The sequence below is a fragment of the Bradyrhizobium sp. CCGUVB14 genome (assembly GCF_024199935.1).
GTDB lineage: Bacteria > Pseudomonadota > Alphaproteobacteria > Rhizobiales > Xanthobacteraceae > Bradyrhizobium.
Genome location: NZ_JANADS010000001.1, coordinates 1,968,991 through 1,985,272 on the forward strand (window position 1 = coordinate 1,968,991; position 16,282 = coordinate 1,985,272).

General features: G+C 58.6%; 12 protein-coding genes and 4 pseudogenes. 7 read left to right on the forward strand and 9 right to left on the reverse strand.

What is annotated here, in order from left to right; all coding sequences use genetic code 11:
• Window positions 1-98: 98 nt before the first annotated feature.
• Window positions 99-1,217 (reverse strand): IS110 family transposase, encoded by a 1,119-nt coding sequence (locus tag NLM32_RS09175; RefSeq protein WP_254128640.1) that lies wholly within the window; start codon window positions 1,215-1,217, stop codon window positions 99-101.
• A 98-nt stretch (window positions 1,218-1,315) separates the two neighbouring features.
• Between NLM32_RS09175 and NLM32_RS09180 the strand changes: the two are divergent.
• Window positions 1,316-2,095: pseudogene (locus NLM32_RS09180) on the forward strand (IS701 family transposase); the annotation flags it as partial.
• 253 nt (window positions 2,096-2,348) lie between these two features.
• On the opposite strand, the pseudogene NLM32_RS09185 reads toward NLM32_RS09180, so the two are convergent.
• Window positions 2,349-3,278: pseudogene (locus NLM32_RS09185) on the reverse strand (IS701 family transposase); the annotation flags it as partial.
• Window positions 3,279-3,382: 104 nt separating this feature from the next.
• Here NLM32_RS09185 and NLM32_RS09190 point away from each other — a divergent pair.
• On the forward strand, window positions 3,383-4,501 hold the full coding sequence (locus NLM32_RS09190; RefSeq protein WP_254128640.1) for an IS110 family transposase: 1,119 nt from the start codon (window positions 3,383-3,385) through the stop codon (window positions 4,499-4,501).
• 329 nt (window positions 4,502-4,830) lie between these two features.
• On the opposite strand, the pseudogene NLM32_RS09195 reads toward NLM32_RS09190, so the two are convergent.
• Window positions 4,831-5,229 (reverse strand): annotated as a pseudogene (locus NLM32_RS09195) (transposase); the annotation flags it as partial.
• A 449-nt stretch (window positions 5,230-5,678) separates the two neighbouring features.
• Between NLM32_RS09195 and NLM32_RS09200 the strand changes: the two are divergent.
• From NLM32_RS09200 to NLM32_RS09220, 5 genes and pseudogenes are all read left to right on the forward strand, one after another.
• A complete protein-coding gene (locus NLM32_RS09200) occupies window positions 5,679-6,563 on the forward strand; it encodes an ABC transporter permease (RefSeq protein ID WP_254128749.1) in 885 nt (294 codons plus the stop codon).
• Window positions 6,553-7,353 (forward strand): ABC transporter permease, encoded by an 801-nt coding sequence (locus NLM32_RS09205; RefSeq protein WP_254128750.1) that lies wholly within the window; start codon window positions 6,553-6,555, stop codon window positions 7,351-7,353. Before NLM32_RS09200 ends, NLM32_RS09205 begins: the two co-directional genes overlap by 11 nt.
• Window positions 7,354-7,360: 7 nt before the next feature.
• Window positions 7,361-8,440, forward strand: coding sequence for an ABC transporter ATP-binding protein (locus tag NLM32_RS09210; RefSeq protein ID WP_254128751.1), 1,080 nt, complete (start codon window positions 7,361-7,363; stop codon window positions 8,438-8,440).
• A gap of 99 nt (window positions 8,441-8,539) precedes the next feature.
• The gene (locus tag NLM32_RS09215; protein ID WP_254128752.1) at window positions 8,540-9,592 is read left to right on the forward strand and encodes an extracellular solute-binding protein; all 1,053 of its coding nucleotides are present in this window, start codon (window positions 8,540-8,542) and stop codon (window positions 9,590-9,592) included.
• A 241-nt stretch (window positions 9,593-9,833) separates the two neighbouring features.
• Window positions 9,834-10,633: pseudogene (locus NLM32_RS09220) on the forward strand (IS256 family transposase); the annotation flags it as partial.
• A 207-nt stretch (window positions 10,634-10,840) separates the two neighbouring features.
• Here NLM32_RS09220 and NLM32_RS09225 read toward each other — a convergent pair.
• The 6 genes from NLM32_RS09225 to NLM32_RS09250 all read right to left on the reverse strand — a co-directional run bounded on the left by NLM32_RS09225 (window position 10,841) and on the right by NLM32_RS09250 (window position 16,121).
• Window positions 10,841-11,059, reverse strand: a complete 219-nt coding sequence (locus NLM32_RS09225; RefSeq protein WP_254128753.1) for a hypothetical protein — start codon at window positions 11,057-11,059, stop codon at window positions 10,841-10,843.
• Window positions 11,056-11,835, reverse strand: a complete 780-nt coding sequence (istB, locus tag NLM32_RS09230; RefSeq protein ID WP_254128754.1) for an IS21-like element helper ATPase IstB — start codon at window positions 11,833-11,835, stop codon at window positions 11,056-11,058. Before istB ends, NLM32_RS09225 begins: the two co-directional genes overlap by 4 nt.
• Entirely contained in the window at window positions 11,825-12,751 is a 927-nt protein-coding gene (locus NLM32_RS09235) for a hypothetical protein (protein ID WP_254128755.1), read from the reverse strand. The genes istB and NLM32_RS09235 overlap by 11 nt, the downstream gene beginning before the upstream one ends.
• A 108-nt stretch (window positions 12,752-12,859) precedes the next feature.
• A complete protein-coding gene (locus tag NLM32_RS09240) occupies window positions 12,860-13,864 on the reverse strand; it encodes a tyrosine-type recombinase/integrase (protein WP_254128697.1) in 1,005 nt (334 codons plus the stop codon).
• A complete protein-coding gene (locus NLM32_RS46065; RefSeq protein WP_254128698.1) occupies window positions 13,861-14,853 on the reverse strand; it encodes a tyrosine-type recombinase/integrase in 993 nt (330 codons plus the stop codon). The genes NLM32_RS09240 and NLM32_RS46065 overlap by 4 nt, the downstream gene beginning before the upstream one ends.
• Entirely contained in the window at window positions 14,850-16,121 is a 1,272-nt protein-coding gene (locus NLM32_RS09250; protein ID WP_254128699.1) for a site-specific integrase, read from the reverse strand. Before NLM32_RS09250 ends, NLM32_RS46065 begins: the two co-directional genes overlap by 4 nt.
• Window positions 16,122-16,282: the final 161 nt, after the last annotated feature.

The window sequence follows — 16,282 nt, forward strand, 5'->3', positions numbered from 1 at the left end:
AACCGGGGCCCTGCCTCCAGCGATGCGCAACAATGATGTCGCTCCTGAGAGTTCTCCTGTGTTGAGGTGGAAGGAAGCGTAGCAAATTCAGCAAGCGATCAGGTTGCGCCGTGCGGCTCCACCTCTTGGCCGATTGCCCAAAGGAAGGCGGCCATTTCCCGGGCGATGGCCACGGTGACGACTGCCTGGCGTTTGCCGCGTGCCATCAGCTTGCGATAGCGAGCGCAGAGTCTGACTTGGGCTTTCCAGGCGATGTCGCACACCGTTTTCGTCAGGCCGGCCTGCCGCTCCTGCAGTAGGCGGCTCATCCGGGCGGGGAAGCGGTAGGTCCAGGCGCCCTCAATGAGCACGCGGCGCGCCCGGCCATTACCAGCTTTGGTGATGCTGCCGCGCCGGATGCGTTCTCCCGTGGAGTTTTCGCAGGGCACCAGGCCAAGATACGCCATCAGTTGGCGCGGGCTGTCGAAGCGGCGCACGTCGCCGATTTCGGTGACGAAGGTGACCGCGGTCAGGAAGGCGACGCCGCGTAGCGCTTGGTAGGCGGCGATCACTGGAGCCATGGACCATGTACTCACCGCCTCGGCAACCTGGTCGTCCAGACGCTTGAGACGGATCTCGGCGGCCTCGATCGCTTGGCGATACTCAGCCAGCACGAGATACTGCGCCGGATGCTCGAAGCGTTGCTCGCACAGCCATCGTGTATGCGCCTTGGTCCACGCTTGACGGCCGGTGAAGACCCGGCCGTGACGGAGCAGGAAGGACTGCAAGTGTTGACGGGCCCGCCGCAGATCTTCCATCGCGGCTTCCCGGGCACGTACCAGTTCTCGCACCGCCTCGTGCTCCGGATCCGGTACCCAGACCGCGGTCAGCTCTCCTGCACGATGCAGCTTGGCCAGGGTCAGCGCGTCACGGCGGTTGGTCTTGACCCGTTCTCCAGGCCGCTTCGGGATCAGTGATGGTGCAACTACGATGCAGTCGTGACCAAGCCGTGTGATCTGACGATGGAGACCGTAGCCGGTCGGGCCGGCTTCGTAGCAAAAGGCAAGGTCCCGGTGCCTTTTGGCGAGCTTCGTTATCAATCGCTCCACCGCATCAGGCGCACTGTCGATCTCGCCGATGAAGCGCACGTCGCCATCGCGCCCCGCTTCGGCTACGGCTACCGAGATCTTCAGCTTCGACGTATCCAGTCCCACGTAGATTTTGCTATCCTGCCGCACAGCTCGTCCTCCTATGTGAGAGGCTCGGCGCCGGCTCACCCGGCGCAACCCTCGCTCATCGCATACTGCGGACGAGCCACCTCTCGGACAACGAACATACGGTCTGCCAGATCGGCGTCTTCGCTGCCTACGTTTCGCGTCATGGCCATGCGTTCATCGATCGCGCGTTGTATCTTCCGAAGGAATGGACCGACGATCCAGATCGTCTGGAAGCCACCTATGTGCCTGCTGATGTCGGCTTTGCGACCAAACCAAAGCTTGCGACGAGAATGATCGCACGCGCGATAGCCGCGTCTGTACCATTCAAGTGGGTTGCCGGTGATACCGTCTACGGTGTTGGCGACATCGAACAGCAACTACGTCGGGCAGGCAAAGGCTATGTGCTTGGGGTCAGTAGCGCTCATGTATTCCGATCCTGGGGCAAGCGACCGCCGGTCGCCGGGACGGCTGCCGACCTCGCCCGGACGCGGCGCTCATCCGACTGGAAGCGCCTGTCGGCGGGAGCCGGAACCAAAGGACCGCGGCTGCACGATTGGTGTTATCTCGAATTGGCCGATCTTGAGGCCGGGCAGTTCAACAGTGCAAATGACGGTTTATGGACACGCGGTCTACTGATCCGTCGTCGCATCGCCGATGATGACCTCGCCTTCTTCACCACTTGGTGCCCAGCAGGAACAGCCATTGAAACGCTGGTCGCGGTCGAAGGCCATCGATGGGCGATCGAGGACAGCTTTGAAACCGCGAAAAACGAGTTCGGGCTTGATCACAACGAAAGCAGGTCCTGGCATGGCTGGCACCGTCATGTGTCCCTGGTGATGCTCGCCTTCGCCATGATGGCCGCGATCCGACATCGCGCTAATCCGCCACCGCCCAAAAAAAGAAACGGCGCCCCCCGGCAAAAGCCAAAGCATAACCACCCCACCACTGATCCGTTGGTCAATCCAGGAAATCCGCCGCATTGCCATCAGACTTGCTCGAAAGCGGATTCAACCCGCACACATCATCGCATGGTCTTGCTGGCGCCGAGCTCACCAGGCGACCGCGCAACGTGCTCACCTCAAAGCGAAAAAACAACTGTAATGCTAGCACTACTCTGGCAGTTTAGTTTTGCTTGGATCGACGAGGAGTTTCTCACAGTGCGGGCATCGCCGGGGTGGAGGCTGCGCGAAGAGGTCGAGGATGGCTTGCCTGACGGCCGGCATGCTCGGCTGTGGCGGCGGTCCGGCGATTCTTTTTTTTTCGTCCCGCTGCTTTGAGGCGGCGGGATTGGAGGAAGGCGTAGGCGATCATGGTCATCAAGGCGTGTCGGTGTAACCCCGTCCAGGATCTCCCTTCGAAGTGGTCGAGGCCAAGCTCCTCCTTGAGCTGCTGATGGGCCTGCTCACAGACCCATCTGGCTTTGATCGTGGCGACGAGCATCTTGAGGCTCGCATCGGCCGGTAGGTTCGACACATAGTATTTTTGCTCGCCAGTCGACCGGCGTTCGCCGACGAGCCAGACCTCGTCGCCCGGCATGCACTGCACCCGATTATCGAGCATGCGGTGCTTATGGCCATCCGCAACGCGGACACGGCGGGCCGCGAAGAGACATGTCAGTCGACCTTTGGTGCCCCGCCGCCAACTGACCCTTCGCCATTTTCCTTTGGCCAACATCGCTTCAGCAGCGACAGGGGGCTGATCTGGAATGTGGTATTTGCGGCGCTTTCCGGCCTTCGCGACAGGGAAGATCAAGGCAACGTCGGTGGGATAAACGTTCTGGCGTCGCGACAGACCCACCGCCCACAACAGACCGCGCTCGCTCAAAGCCTGACGGAAAGTCCCGCTGGAGCCGTACCCTGAATCGGCAAGCACACAGCCAAAACGTGCACCGGAGGCGATGACGCGGTCGATCTCCGCGATCGCGATTTCCGGCTTTGTCAGTGCAGTCTGTCTATCCTTCGGCACACCGGCCCGCGCCATGCGCTCACGATCATCTGTCCAACTCTCGGGTAGGAATAGCCGCAGGCCCACCATCACGGGTACCTCGCGCGACGCCAACGTTACCGAGACCAGCGACTGGCAGACCGTATGTTCGTTGTCCGAGAGGTGGCTCGTCCGCAGTATGCGATGAGCGAGGGTTGCGCCGGGTGAGCCGGCGCCGAGCCTCTCACATAGGAGGACGAGCTGTGCGGCAGGATAGCAAAATCTACGTGGGACTGGATACGTCGAAGCTGAAGATCTCGGTAGCCGTAGCCGAAGCGGGGCGCGATGGCGACGTGCGCTTCATCGGCGAGATCGACAGTGCGCCTGATGCGGTGGAGCGATTGATAACGAAGCTCGCCAAAAGGCACCGGGACCTTGCCTTTTGCTACGAAGCCGGCCCGACCGGCTACGGTCTCCATCGTCAGATCACACGGCTTGGTCACGACTGCATCGTAGTTGCACCATCACTGATCCCGAAGCGGCCTGGAGAACGGGTCAAGACCAACCGCCGTGACGCGCTGACCCTGGCCAAGCTGCATCGTGCAGGAGAGCTGACCGCGGTCTGGGTACCGGATCCGGAGCACGAGGCGGTGCGAGAACTGGTACGTGCCCGGGAAGCCGCGATGGAAGATCTGCGGCGGGCCCGTCAACACTTGCAGTCCTTCCTGCTCCGTCACGGCCGGGTCTTCACCGGCCGTCAAGCGTGGACCAAGGCGCATACACGATGGCTGTGCGAGCAACGCTTCGAGCATCCGGCGCAGTATCTCGTGCTGGCTGAGTATCGCCAAGCGATCGAGGCCGCCGAGATCCGTCTCAAGCGTCTGGACGACCAGGTTGCCGAGGCGGTGAGTACATGGTCCATGGCTCCAGTGATCGCCGCCTACCAAGCGCTACGCGGCGTCGCCTTCCTGACCGCGGTCACCTTCGTCACCGAAATCGGCGACGTGCGCCGCTTCGACAGCCCGCGCCAACTGATGGCGTATCTTGGCCTGGTGCCCTGCGAAAACTCCACGGGAGAACGCATCCGGCGGGGCAGCATCACCAAAGCTGGTAATGGCCGGGCGCGCCGCGTGCTCATTGAGGGCGCCTGGACCTACCGCTTCCCCGCCCGGATGAGCCGCCTACTGCAGGAGCGGCAGGCCGGCCTGACGAAAACGGTGTGCGACATCGCCTGGAAAGCCCAAGTCAGACTCTGCGCTCGCTATCGCAAGCTGATGGCACGCGGCAAACGCCAGGCAGTCGTCACCGTGGCCATCGCCCGGGAAATGGCCGCCTTCCTTTGGGCAATCGGCCAAGAGGTGGAGCCGCACGGCGCAACCTGATCGCTTGCTGAATTAGCTACGCTTCCTTCCACCACAACACAGGAGAACTCTCAGGAGCGACATCATTGTTGCGCATCGCTGGAGGCAGGGCCCCGGTTGGGGAGCTCTCGCACGAATTGTGTGGCCGACATTGTCGATGCCCGCTGGCAGATCGAGACAGCCCCGGACGAACAAACGGAAATGCGGTATCCAACCCGCGTATCAGAGTCTACAAACCGTCGTCTCAGCGGCTCTGCCTCCTGCGCTGCGTAACAATCATCCAATTGACAACTCCGGCACAAACGGAGGTCGCACCCTCATGCCGATAACCCTGGACAACGAACATCAGAGTTGGCCGTCTTTCCGAGCGACGAGGCATATTGGGGTGCCACGCCAACCGAGTGAGATCCCTTCTTGGGCAACGCCGTGTCATCGATGACAAGAAACCCCGCCTCATCACCAACCAGGCCATCTGCCTTCTTCAGCAAAACGGCTTCAAGCGAGGCACTGTCCCAAACTCCGGCGGTGACGAAATGATGCAGCTGATCGTAGCCGACTTCGCGAGCGCGCGTCGCCATCGGCTGAATGCTCTTGCGGTCTCCTGGACCAATCAGCCCGGCGATATAGGCTGGACACATCCGCGCTCTAGTCTTGTGCCGCAGCGCCGCGACAAACGGCGCAAGCCAGCGATCGAGATCAGCCTGCCAGTTTACGTCCATTGATCGGCCCTCCATGAGCCGACCTCCCATGAGTCACAGAAAAACTGATTTGGGAATCCCGCGGCGCTCAAAATCTGCCAAGGTAGTGCTAGCCCCGCCATCGCAGGTTTCCGGCGCCAACATCCATCTAAACGAAGAAAAGCTCGCTCGGCCGCGCAATATATGCAGTCGTCAAACTCGTAGCGGTTGTTATCCTAGCCCAATTGAGCAAGATAGCTCAAGATGGGAAGGTTAAGAGACCGTGCCAAATCCTTCGCTTGATGGGAGCAGGATCTGCGTCTGAAGAGCCTGGATCATTCCCGACGATTCGGCAGGACCGAGCCCAGAGCAACTATCGATCTCGCCGGGTGAAGCGGTCCGAACGAGATCGTCGTCAGCGGACAACATCACCGGGGCGCGAAACGGCAAAAAAGTAGGCGGTCACCCTTGCGTCCGCTGATAGGATCTCAGCGCCGGAAAGCAATAAAGCAGGATTAAGCATGTCGCAGTCGTTCGCCGTAGAAACCCAACACCGAGGATGGAGCTTTGTCTTACTGCTCACTCCTGCGGTAGCGCTCTTGGCCGTATTTTTGATACTGCCCATGATGACTGTCTTTCGTGCGAGTTTTTATCCGGGAAACAGTGCGCTTAACGCAGCGGGATTTTCGCTAAATCAATACTACAAGTTCTTCGCAGACAGCTTTTATGTTTCCATATTGGTTGAAACAGTTAGCTATGCCATTATCACTTCTCTTGGGTGCCTGCTCCTCGGTTTTCCGGTTGGGTACTCGCTAGCGAGATTGCCGCCAGCACAACGACGAATGCGGATGATACTGATCATCGTGCCACTAACGCTCAGTCTTGTTGTTGTCGTGTTTGGCTGGCTTGTGCTTCTAGGTCGGCAAGGTCTTGTGAACAATATCCTTATCGGTCTGGGCTTCATCGAATCGCCCAAGCAGCTCCTATTTAATCGATTTGCAGTGATTGTGGTTCTCATACAGCAGTTCCTGCCATTTATGATCCTATCGATCATGAACGTCGTACTGCAGATTGATCCCGTTCTTGAGCAAGCTTCCACAAGCCTTCGGGCGAGACGACTTCGTACTTTTTGGAAGATCGTGGTCCCGCTGGCCGCGCCAGGCATTATCTCCGGGTTCACTCTTGTCTTTGTGATGTCTGTCTCTGCATTCGTCACCCCACGCCTCATTGGAGGCCCGCAGACTCAAATGATCGGCGGGCTTGTCTATGAGGAAGTCTTGATCAACTTGAACTGGCCCTTTGGCGCTGCAATGTCGTTTATTCTCCTTGCCGTCGGGCTTGGGATCTTGGCCGCGGTCAGCCTGCTGATCGTCCGACCACTCGCGCGAGGTCTCCATGTCAATTGATATGCAAGATCGGCTGCTGAGGATCACAGGCACTCTCGTGCGTTGGCTGGTCTATATCATGTTGCTCTTGCCGGCCATAATTGTTGTCGCTACGTCGTTTACACCGGGCAGCGCGTTGACATTTCCTCCCCCAGGCTTCTCGCTTCGTTGGTACATTGCGGTGTGGGAAAGCTCGATGTTCATGAACTCGCTCGGGTTGAGCCTGAGACTGGCAGCGCTCGCGACGATATGCTCTCTGGCTATCGGGTTAGCCGCGGCTTTCGCGATGAATCGGTACGTCTTCCGTTGCCGTGATTTCGTACGCGGGCTTTTGCTTTCTCCCCTGCTCATCCCGACGGTCGTGTTGGGCCTCGGCCTTCTGCAATTTTTGGTTTGGATAGGTTTGAACCAAACCTTCGTCGGCCTGCTGCTCGGTCACCTAGTAATCACGCTTCCGTATGTGGTCCGGACTTTGGCTGCGAGCATGGTTCTCTTGGACCGCAACCTGGAGCAGGCGGCGATGAGCCTCCGCGCCCCTCCGGCGAAGGTCTTCCGCACGATTACGATACCGCTGCTGTTCCCCGGAATCATATCGGCAATCGTTTTTGCGTTCGTAACGTCGTTTGGCAATGTAACCCTGTCCGTGTTTCTAAACTATCAGGACCGGATTACTCTTCCAGTACACGTTCTGACGTACGTAGAGCAAACCTATGATCCGCTTGTGGCGGCTGTCTCATCAATCGTCATCTTCATCACTGTCGTGACGATCTTTTTGGCCGATCGCCTCTCGGGATCGAAATCGGTTGTCTAGGATGCAAATGCAAATTGTCAAAAGAGAGCCGTTCGCACCCATCAGCCAACAAGACGTTGTCGTCTCGTTCAAAAGCATTAGGAAGGTGTATGACGGTGTGAAGGCAGTTGATGATGTCTCGTTGGATATCCGGCGCGGCGAGTTAGTATGCCTTCTTGGGCCATCCGGTTGTGGCAAAACCACGACTCTAAGAATGCTCGCCGGCTTCATCGCTCCGACTGGTGGAGAAATTCTGATCGACGGTCAGGATGTTACGAGGCTTCCCGCCTATCGTCGGGATATTGGCATCGTCTTTCAGAACTATGCCCTTTTTCCTCACATGACCGTCGCCAAGAACGTGGAATACGGTTTGATTAATATCGGCATGAGGAAGGCTGAGCGCCTCGCCCGGGTTCAAGAAATTCTGCGTCGGGTGGAGCTGCAGCATCTAGCCGACCGCTATCCTCGAGCACTGTCGGGTGGTCAACAGCAGCGCGTCGCTCTGGGAAGGGCATTAGCACTTCAACCCAAAGTCCTCCTTCTCGATGAGCCGTTTTCGAATCTTGATGCTCAACTTCGCGTTCGGCTTCGCGAAGATTTGCACGATCTAATCCGTTCTCTAAACATGACGACTCTATTTGTCACCCATGATCAAGAGGAAGCGCTGACGCTAGCTGATCGGATCGTAGTAATGAACCAAGGCATGGTCGAGCAGGTTGGAAGCCCTGAGGAAATTTATGATGCTCCCGCCACGCGATTTGTTGCTCAATTCCTGGGCACTTGCGCTCTGCTTGAGGGTAAAGTTGAAGGCGACGGTCAATTTACATCGACGGGTGGCCTAAAGCTTCAAACGTCCGTCCGCCCGGGTTCTGCCACCGTCGTTATTCGTCCCGAATATGTTCGCAGAGCTCAAGAGTTGCCGGATCTCCAGAGCTATCGAGCGCACGTCGATGCAAGCGACTACCATGGTCACGTTAGTAGGCTTCAGATTTCGATCGGCAGCGACAAGCTCTTGATGGACGCAAGATTTCCAGTGGGCAGAAGGCCTGACCGAGGTGATTTTGTCGACGTCGCGATCGATCCGGCAGGCGTGCGTGTTCTGCCATAGCAGGTTAAGGACGGAGCGAACATCACTAAACTAAGGGTTGACCTATTCTTATAAGAGCCGGCACGGCTCCGGCGTTATCTCTAGCTGATGGAGGAGTACATGAAACGTCGTGACTTTTTGAAGGTGACCGCAGCCGCAGCTGCGTTCCCCGTGATCGCCGCACCAGCCGTCCATGCGCAGCAGAAGCGTTTTGCCGGCATTACGCTCCGTTGCAATGGATATGGAGGAACCTATGACAAGGCGCTAATCGACGGTGTCGCGAAGCCCTTGGAAGAGAAAACCGGATTGAAGGTCGAATATTTCGCCGCCTCCGTGCCGGGCGAGGTCGCCAAACTGATCTCAAATAAAGGCAATCCGCATCTTGACCTGTTCATGGTCGACAACAATTTGATGCCGGAGCTCATTGGAGCTGATGTACTTGATCCCATCAAGGTTTCCGATGTTCCGAATGTGAAGCGCGTTCTTCCGGGGTACCGGGAATTCGAAGACTACGGCGTGCCAATTTCGGTCTCTTCTATGGTTCCTATGTATAACTCGAACACCATCACCCCCCCTCTGACAGGTTACGTGGACATCGGACGAACGGACCTCAAGGGGAAGATCGCGATACCTGGTACGAGCATTGCTGCGTCTGCGCTTGTCCTGCTCGCGTTTGCGGAAGCTAAGGGTGGATCTGTACATAATATGGAGCCTGCCTTCAAATTTCTGAAGGAGGTGAAAGACAATATTGTAGCGACGCCTAACAGCACCGTCGCTCAGCTGCAGATGTTCAGCCAAGGTGAGGCGCAGGCCGGTATTTTCTGGGATGGTCGCGGTCACGAGCTTCGCACCTCTGGAATCCCCATGCAGACCGTGGTGCCAAAGGAGGGCATTTACGCTGTGTCCACCTACGTCAATCTCGTAAAGGGCGGGCGCAATCGAGAAGCGGCCCTGGCGTATGTCGAACAGGCTCTGTCTGATGAAGGACAGTTGGCCTTACCGAAGATTTTCCGCTTTGGGGCGACCACCGACGTCCCGCTCGGCGAATTGAAGCCAGAGATCTTGCTCAATTCCCCGGAACGGGTTGCAATGAAGCGAAAAGTTGATTGGGCTGCGCTTATGAAGCAACGCGGAGAGCTCTCGGAGCGAATGAACAAAGTTCTTCGCGGTTAAACTGATACGATTGAGAGAGGGCAGGAATGGATTATGAGAGGTTTTGCCAAATCTGCTTTGCAGAGGCTTGGGGTCGTTTCCCCAGAGATGGTGTAGCTCGGTAGAGCAAAGCCGTCCGCACGCGCGCCCTCCAACAGCGCGGTAGCCGTGCGGGCGGCTTTGCGGTGGTCACCGGCAGTTCGCCGGTAGAGTCGGGTTGCTGACACCAACCTGATTCGAGGAACCACCGACGACCGACGAGATGATGAACCTTCGCGCGCTCGTGGAGAAGGCCCCAGACTCCGACCTGCTGCGTGAGATGATTGGCTTTGCCGCCCAGCGGCTGGGAGCTGGAGGTCGCCGGGCTGACCGGAGCGAGCTACGGCGCGAAGAGTGCCGAGCGTCTGGCGCAGCGCAATGGCTTTCTGGGAGACGCGCGCCGGCGCGGTCGAGCTGAGCATTCCCAAGCTGCGCAAGGAAAGCTACTTCCCGGGTTTCCTGGAGCCGCGCCGCATGGCTGAGAAGGCGCTGACCACAGTGATTCAAGAAGCCTATGTGCAGGGTGTCTGGGCGTCTCGACCTGCTCGGTGGATGACCTCGTGCATGCCATGGGCATGACCGGGATCTCCAAGAGCCAGGTCAGCCGACCTTGCGGTGAGATCGACGACAAGGTCAAGGCCTTCCTTGCCGGTCCGATCGAGGGCGACTGGCCGCATCTGTGGATCGATGCCACCTACGTGAAGGTACGCCAGAATGGCCGAACCATCTCGGTCGCGGTGATCATCGCGGTCGGCGTCAACAGCGACGGCCGGCGTGAGATTCTGGGCTTGGATATCGGCACGTCTGAGGCCGAGACGTTCTAGACGGCATTCTTGCGCAAGTCGCCCGCCTCGGGCTTCGCGGCGTCAAGCTCGTGATCTCCGATGCGCATGAGGGCATCAAGGCGCCGTCAGCAAGGTGCTGAACACCGCTTGGCAGCGTTGCCGGGTTCACTTCATGCGCAACGTGCTGGCGTATGCCGGCAAGAGCGGCCGGCGCGTGGTCTCCGCCTTCATCGCCAGCCGTTCGACTTGGGCACTGCGCCTATCACTGTCCATAAGGACAGTTCTCAACAACACGCCTCACTCTGCAACGCGGCCTTCACCGGACGGATGTTGGTGACTTTCTAAAACCGCACAAAAATGACGACAAGAATGGGCAGTAGGATGGTGAGGGAACTAAAAAGGCGGCCCGCAAGGGCCGCCGCCGAGTGTCGCAGTGGTGTGTGTTTCAGAAGGAGTATGGTTGCTCTTCGTCGTCGCAGTGATCGACCTGCGCTTGTTGCTCCTGGATGAGTTCCTGGATCTTGAGGCAGTAGTGCGACCAGATGCTGTCGGATAGATCCTTGAGGAGCTCGTGGACAGCGAGCGCCTGCTCCGGGGTCCATTCGGGATTGATGAGGAAGCTGATCCCGAAGTTGAGGCCGGATGGTTGATGGTTTCTGGTCATGCAACGTACTCCTTCTCGTTGGTGCTGGCGGGCCGGCTTCGATGCTGTGTGCTCTGGGCCTCGGCGCGTTCCAGAGCTTCCTTAAGGCGGTAGGATTCGCCGTCGATGGCGATCACCTCGGATCGGTGCACGAGGCGGTCGACGAGGCTGACGATGCATGCGGCATTTGGGAAGACCTCCGTCCATGCAGCGAAGGGCTTGTTGGTGGTCACGATTGTGGAGCGGGCCTGATAGCGCCGGCTGACGAGTTCGAACAGCAGGTCTGCGTGACGGTTCGAGTAGGATAGATATCCCACCTCGTCGATCGCCAGAACGTCGGCGGCGGCGTAGTGATGGAGCCGTCGGCGCAAAGCAGTATCGCTGTCGAGGGCGGCAAGCTCGCCGAGCATTTCGCTGGCCGATCGGAACAAGACCGAGTGACCGGCGATGAGCGCCTGGTAGGCGATATTCTGCGCGAGGGTCGACTTTCCGACGCCGTTTGGTCCGACGAAGACGATGTTGGTTGCGTCGTTCATGAAGGACAGCGACATCAATTGCTCCACTGCGGCGCGGTCGAGGCGCTTGGGCCAGAGCCAGTCGTAATCGGCCATCGGTTTGAAGTGGCCGATCCTGGCGTCGCGCAGGCGTCGCTGCAGCGAGCGCCGGGCACGTTCCTCCTCCTCCCATTGCAGCATGGGGGCCAGCCATGGGGCGCCGGCGATTTCGTCCCAGTGTTCGACCAGGCCGTTGAGGCGCAGCGCCTTGGCACGGTTCAGCAGGGCATCATCAGTGCTCATCGTCGTTATCTCCAGAAGGAGCCAGTTGGTCGTAGCTGTCGAGGCGGTGCGGCCGGACCGTTGTATCCTTGCGCCGCACATGTTCGGGCAGGCTGGTTTCGACGGGCGGCGGTTCACCACGCTCCAGGCGCCGACGTTCGAGTGCGGCGCAGACCGTCGCCGCATGGACGGAGCCCGTACGCAAAGCGTCCTCGACCGCGGCCTGCAATTCCGTTGCGCCGTAGCGATCGAGCAGCCGCAGCAGCGCGGTCGTGAGCGCACCGATGTTGGCGCCACGTTCGGCAGCCCTGATCATCAAGGTCTGACAGACCGGCACGGCTCGGGTCAGGCTGTTGAGGCCGCGATGCTGGCGCGCCTCACGCTTGATCTCGACGAGATCCTTCAGGTGTCGTCGGTCTTCGATCTCTTGGCCACGATCATAGCTGCGACGGTGACTGGCGATCATCTGCGCGCCGTCGAAAATCCGGATCTGGCTGAGATCGGCCCGCACGCTCAGCATGCGCCGAACATGGGGATGGGGAACCGTGTAGTCGTTCAGGTCGAACCGCAGATAGAGCGTTTTGCCGACCTTCACGGCGACCTGCTCCTCAACGGGATACGGGTTGGCGGGCAGCGGCAGAAGCAGTGGTTGCTCCTTTGCGAACGCCTGGCGTACTGTCATCTCGCGATCCTCCGGACATGGTCGGTCCGCCGCTTCGGATCGGCACCATTGTTCGGCCTGGGCATTCAGCTCGTCGAGATCGGTGAACTTGCGGGCGATGAAGAATGCCTCCCGGATATGCCGTATAGCGCGCTCGACACGGCCTTTTTCGTTGCCCCGGGCAACCGCGACAGGACGCGGCTCGAACCGATAATGGCCGGCGAAGGCAAGCAGCGTGGGATGGAATCGGATCGCATCGCCCTGGCGCTCGAGCACCGCGCTCTTAAGATTGTCGTAGTTTTGTGTCGGATTTCGTTATGTGGCCGAGTTCGACGCGGGTCTGACTTTCAAGGGCGGATCACGAGCATGTGGGTACATAATGGACTACAGTGAGTTGAGCCAAGCAAGCAGGGTTTTATCGTCCTTCCAGGCAACTTGATTCCGGGGTGCCGCAGAAATATCTGAACCGACTTCGCACGCACGCAGTGCTTCGGCTTTGGCTCGGAGTGTCAGCTCGGCATAGCGATTGGTAGTGTCGAGATTCACGTGTCCGAGCCAACTTCGAATGACGTTGATCTCGACGCCGGCTTCCAGCAGGTGACAGGCAGCGGTGTGCCGAAACAGATGCGGGCTGACCCGTCTGGGTTTCGGTCCGCGGGTATCGAAAGATGCACCGTGTCGCCTCACGAGTTTGTAGATGCCAAATCGGGTTAGAGGACGGTTTTGAGGAGTACGGAAGACTGGGTCGCTAGGCGATACGCTACGCTGGGCAAGGAGCGCTTTGAGATGGTTCACCGTCTCATCCCAAAGCGGGCAAATGCGCCACTTGTCACCCTTACCGTGCAAGTGGGCCTTGGCCGGCGGCTTGAGCTCAAGATGCTCGATACGAAGATCAGCAACTTCTTGGACGCGGGCGCCCGTATTGTAGAGGAAGAGCAATAGCGTTCGATCGCGAAGTGCAAGCCTCCCTTTTCGAGGCAGCGACCGAAACAGAGCCGTTACCTCCTCTCGTCCGAGAAAATGGGTATCCGGGAGTGATGTGCGTTTGACAGGGATAGCTGCTACCCGCTGGCAAACCGCCAGCATCTCGGGGACTCGCACGGCGAGGTAGGCAAAGAAGGTGTTCAGTGCCGCCCGCCGCTGGTTGCGGGTACACACCGAATTGCCACGCTCCTGCTCCAGGTACTTCAGGAATTCCAGGCTACGTTCGAACGTCAAGTCATCAAGCGCCAGTATTGCAATCCGACGACCGCTCCGCTCGGACACGAAACACAGGAACAAGCGGATTGTGTCACGGTAACTGCAGATCGAGCCGAGCCGCAGGCCCTTCTGTATCGGAAGATGGTCAGTAAAGAAGGACTGGACCAGTGCACCGAGGGAGAGTGTCATGCCAATTCCTCCCCAAGCGTTACCGCAGCAAAGGTACGGAAGCGGCGGTTGGCGTGTTCGAGAAGCTCTGGCGTCGTCGTCAAATACACTGCCGTGGAGCTGATGTCGCTGTGCCCCATGAAAGTCGAGAGTGCAAGAAGCTTCGTTTGCGGATCGATGCCAAGCCGATACCAGCGCGTGAGTGCGCCGACGGCGAACGAGTGCCTAAGATTATGTACGCACGGCGGTGAAATACCCGGTGGGATCTGCAAATTTAGGCTCGGGACCATGGTATGAAAAGTCTGACTGACGGTCCCGGGATTGATCGGACGCCCTCCGCGCAAGCAGAACAGTGGTTGGTCGTCTGCAGTTGCGGCTGCGCGCGTCGCGACTAAACGCTGACGTAGATGCTGAGTCAGGAGCGCTCCGAGCTTCGGTCCAAATGCGACGAGACGATTCTTGTAGAATTTAGTCTCCCGGATAACGAGCAATCGCCGTTCCAGATCTATATCTTTGAGACATAGTCGGCAGACCTCTCCGACGCGCAAGCCCAATCCATACAGGACAGCGAAGAGTACGAAATACGTGTTGCCACGGTCGATTGTGCCACCGTTACTCGGAAGATCCTTGGCAAGAGCGAGCAGTCGGCTAGCTGTCTTTGCGTCGAAGATAAACGGTGCGCGCTGATATCTTCCACGGCGTGGCGGGGATCTCAGCGGTGTCTGGGCGAGCTTCTCGTGATCGACGAGATACGAAAACAGTCGTCCCACCGTACAGCGCAGGTGGTTATAGCTTCTCGGGCGCGACCGAGGACGCGAGAGAAGGAACTCATCCACCAGTGCCGGAGTTATCTCGGCAAGGTCGTCGATTTTGTTCTTCGATAAGAAGGCATCGAGCAGCGCGAGCGTCTTCTCTTCGGTAAAATAGCGCCTTCGCAGCGAACGCTTGTGGGCGAGGAATTGTTCGATCTCGGGACCTAGAAAACTCTGGAAACGTCCATCGGTACTCACAGCACGTCCTCCCCATCGCCGAGTGCGATCTCCCGCAATTGCTCGACAGCAATCTTCCCGTAGATTTGGGTTGAAGATGCGCTGCGGTGACCGACGTAGTCACCAATATGCTTCAGAGGGAAATTAGCGTTCAACAGACGCTGAACACAGCTATGGCGCAGTACATGTGAACCGGGTCTCGGTACGGCGATTCCGACTTTGCGTATGAAGTGGGCGGCTCGACTGACGACTGCCGCCGAGGTAATCGGAGCGTGCGGAGCGCAATTGCGCATAAATACTTCGCGATGCTCTGTCACGGGCCGCCCCATTTTGAGGTACTCGACGATTGCGCCACCCACCGCCGCCGAGAGAGGATAGGTGGTGGTATTGCCTGCTTTGCGCTCCCGGATCTTGAGCCGCTCATTGCGCCAGTCGATGTCATCAAGCGTGAGCGAGGCAACCTCCGCTGCCCGCAATCCATATGTTGCAAGCAGCATCATCATTGCGTAGTCGCGCTTACCCAAGGGGGACCGTCTGTCGATGCTCGCCAGCAGCTGCTCGACCTGCTCCCAACTGATCGATCTTGGCACGCCAGCGTGCCGGTACGACTGCGGGAACTCGACAAACGAGCTGAGATCCTTGGCTATAACTCCTTCACGATTGAGGTAGCGTAGAAAGACCCGCAGCACGCCGCATGCATTGCGAACCGTTGCCCAGGAAGCTCGTGGCGGAGCATACTCGGCAATGAACCCGCTGAGCACGATTGGCGATAACTTTGCGAGGTCGTCGATGCCCATGCGTTCAAGATACGTGGCGAACCGCCGCAAATTGAATCGGTATCCATATATCGCCCCCGGACGAAGGCCCTTCTCCTCGGTGAGGTAGCTCAGGAACTCGGGTGCCTGACGCTCGAAGGGGTTATCCGGCTTATGAAGACGAGTCTGGCCAACGTAGCCGGGGACCGCCACCCGTAGCATCTGGCAGATAGGATTGCGGACTTCGAAGGCGGCCTGTTTACGCCGCAGGGGCGAGCGACGTCCTCTGCAATGCTTGCTGACCCACGCTTGCACAAACGACTCGACGTGATCGGGGAGGTTCTTGATATCGCTAGCACCGTGCGTTCTCGCAAACTCGCCAAAGCCCACCACAATGGGAATCCGACGAGACACGCTCCTGTCCGTATAACGACGCTCGGCCATCCACCTTACGTATTGCTCGACCGCGGAAGCGATCCAGGATTCGTGAATACGATCAATGGTGGCAGGACGGATGTAGTACTTCTCCAACATGACAATCTCCTGAGGAAAGAAGGAGACTATCTTGGCACGAGCGCTCCGTTATGTTGCCGCTACTACACACATGGCGCTTCCAAACATGGCTCATACCGCCTCCGGCCACATAACGAAATCCGACACAAAACTGCGACAATCTCAAGGCCGCCGTCACCAAT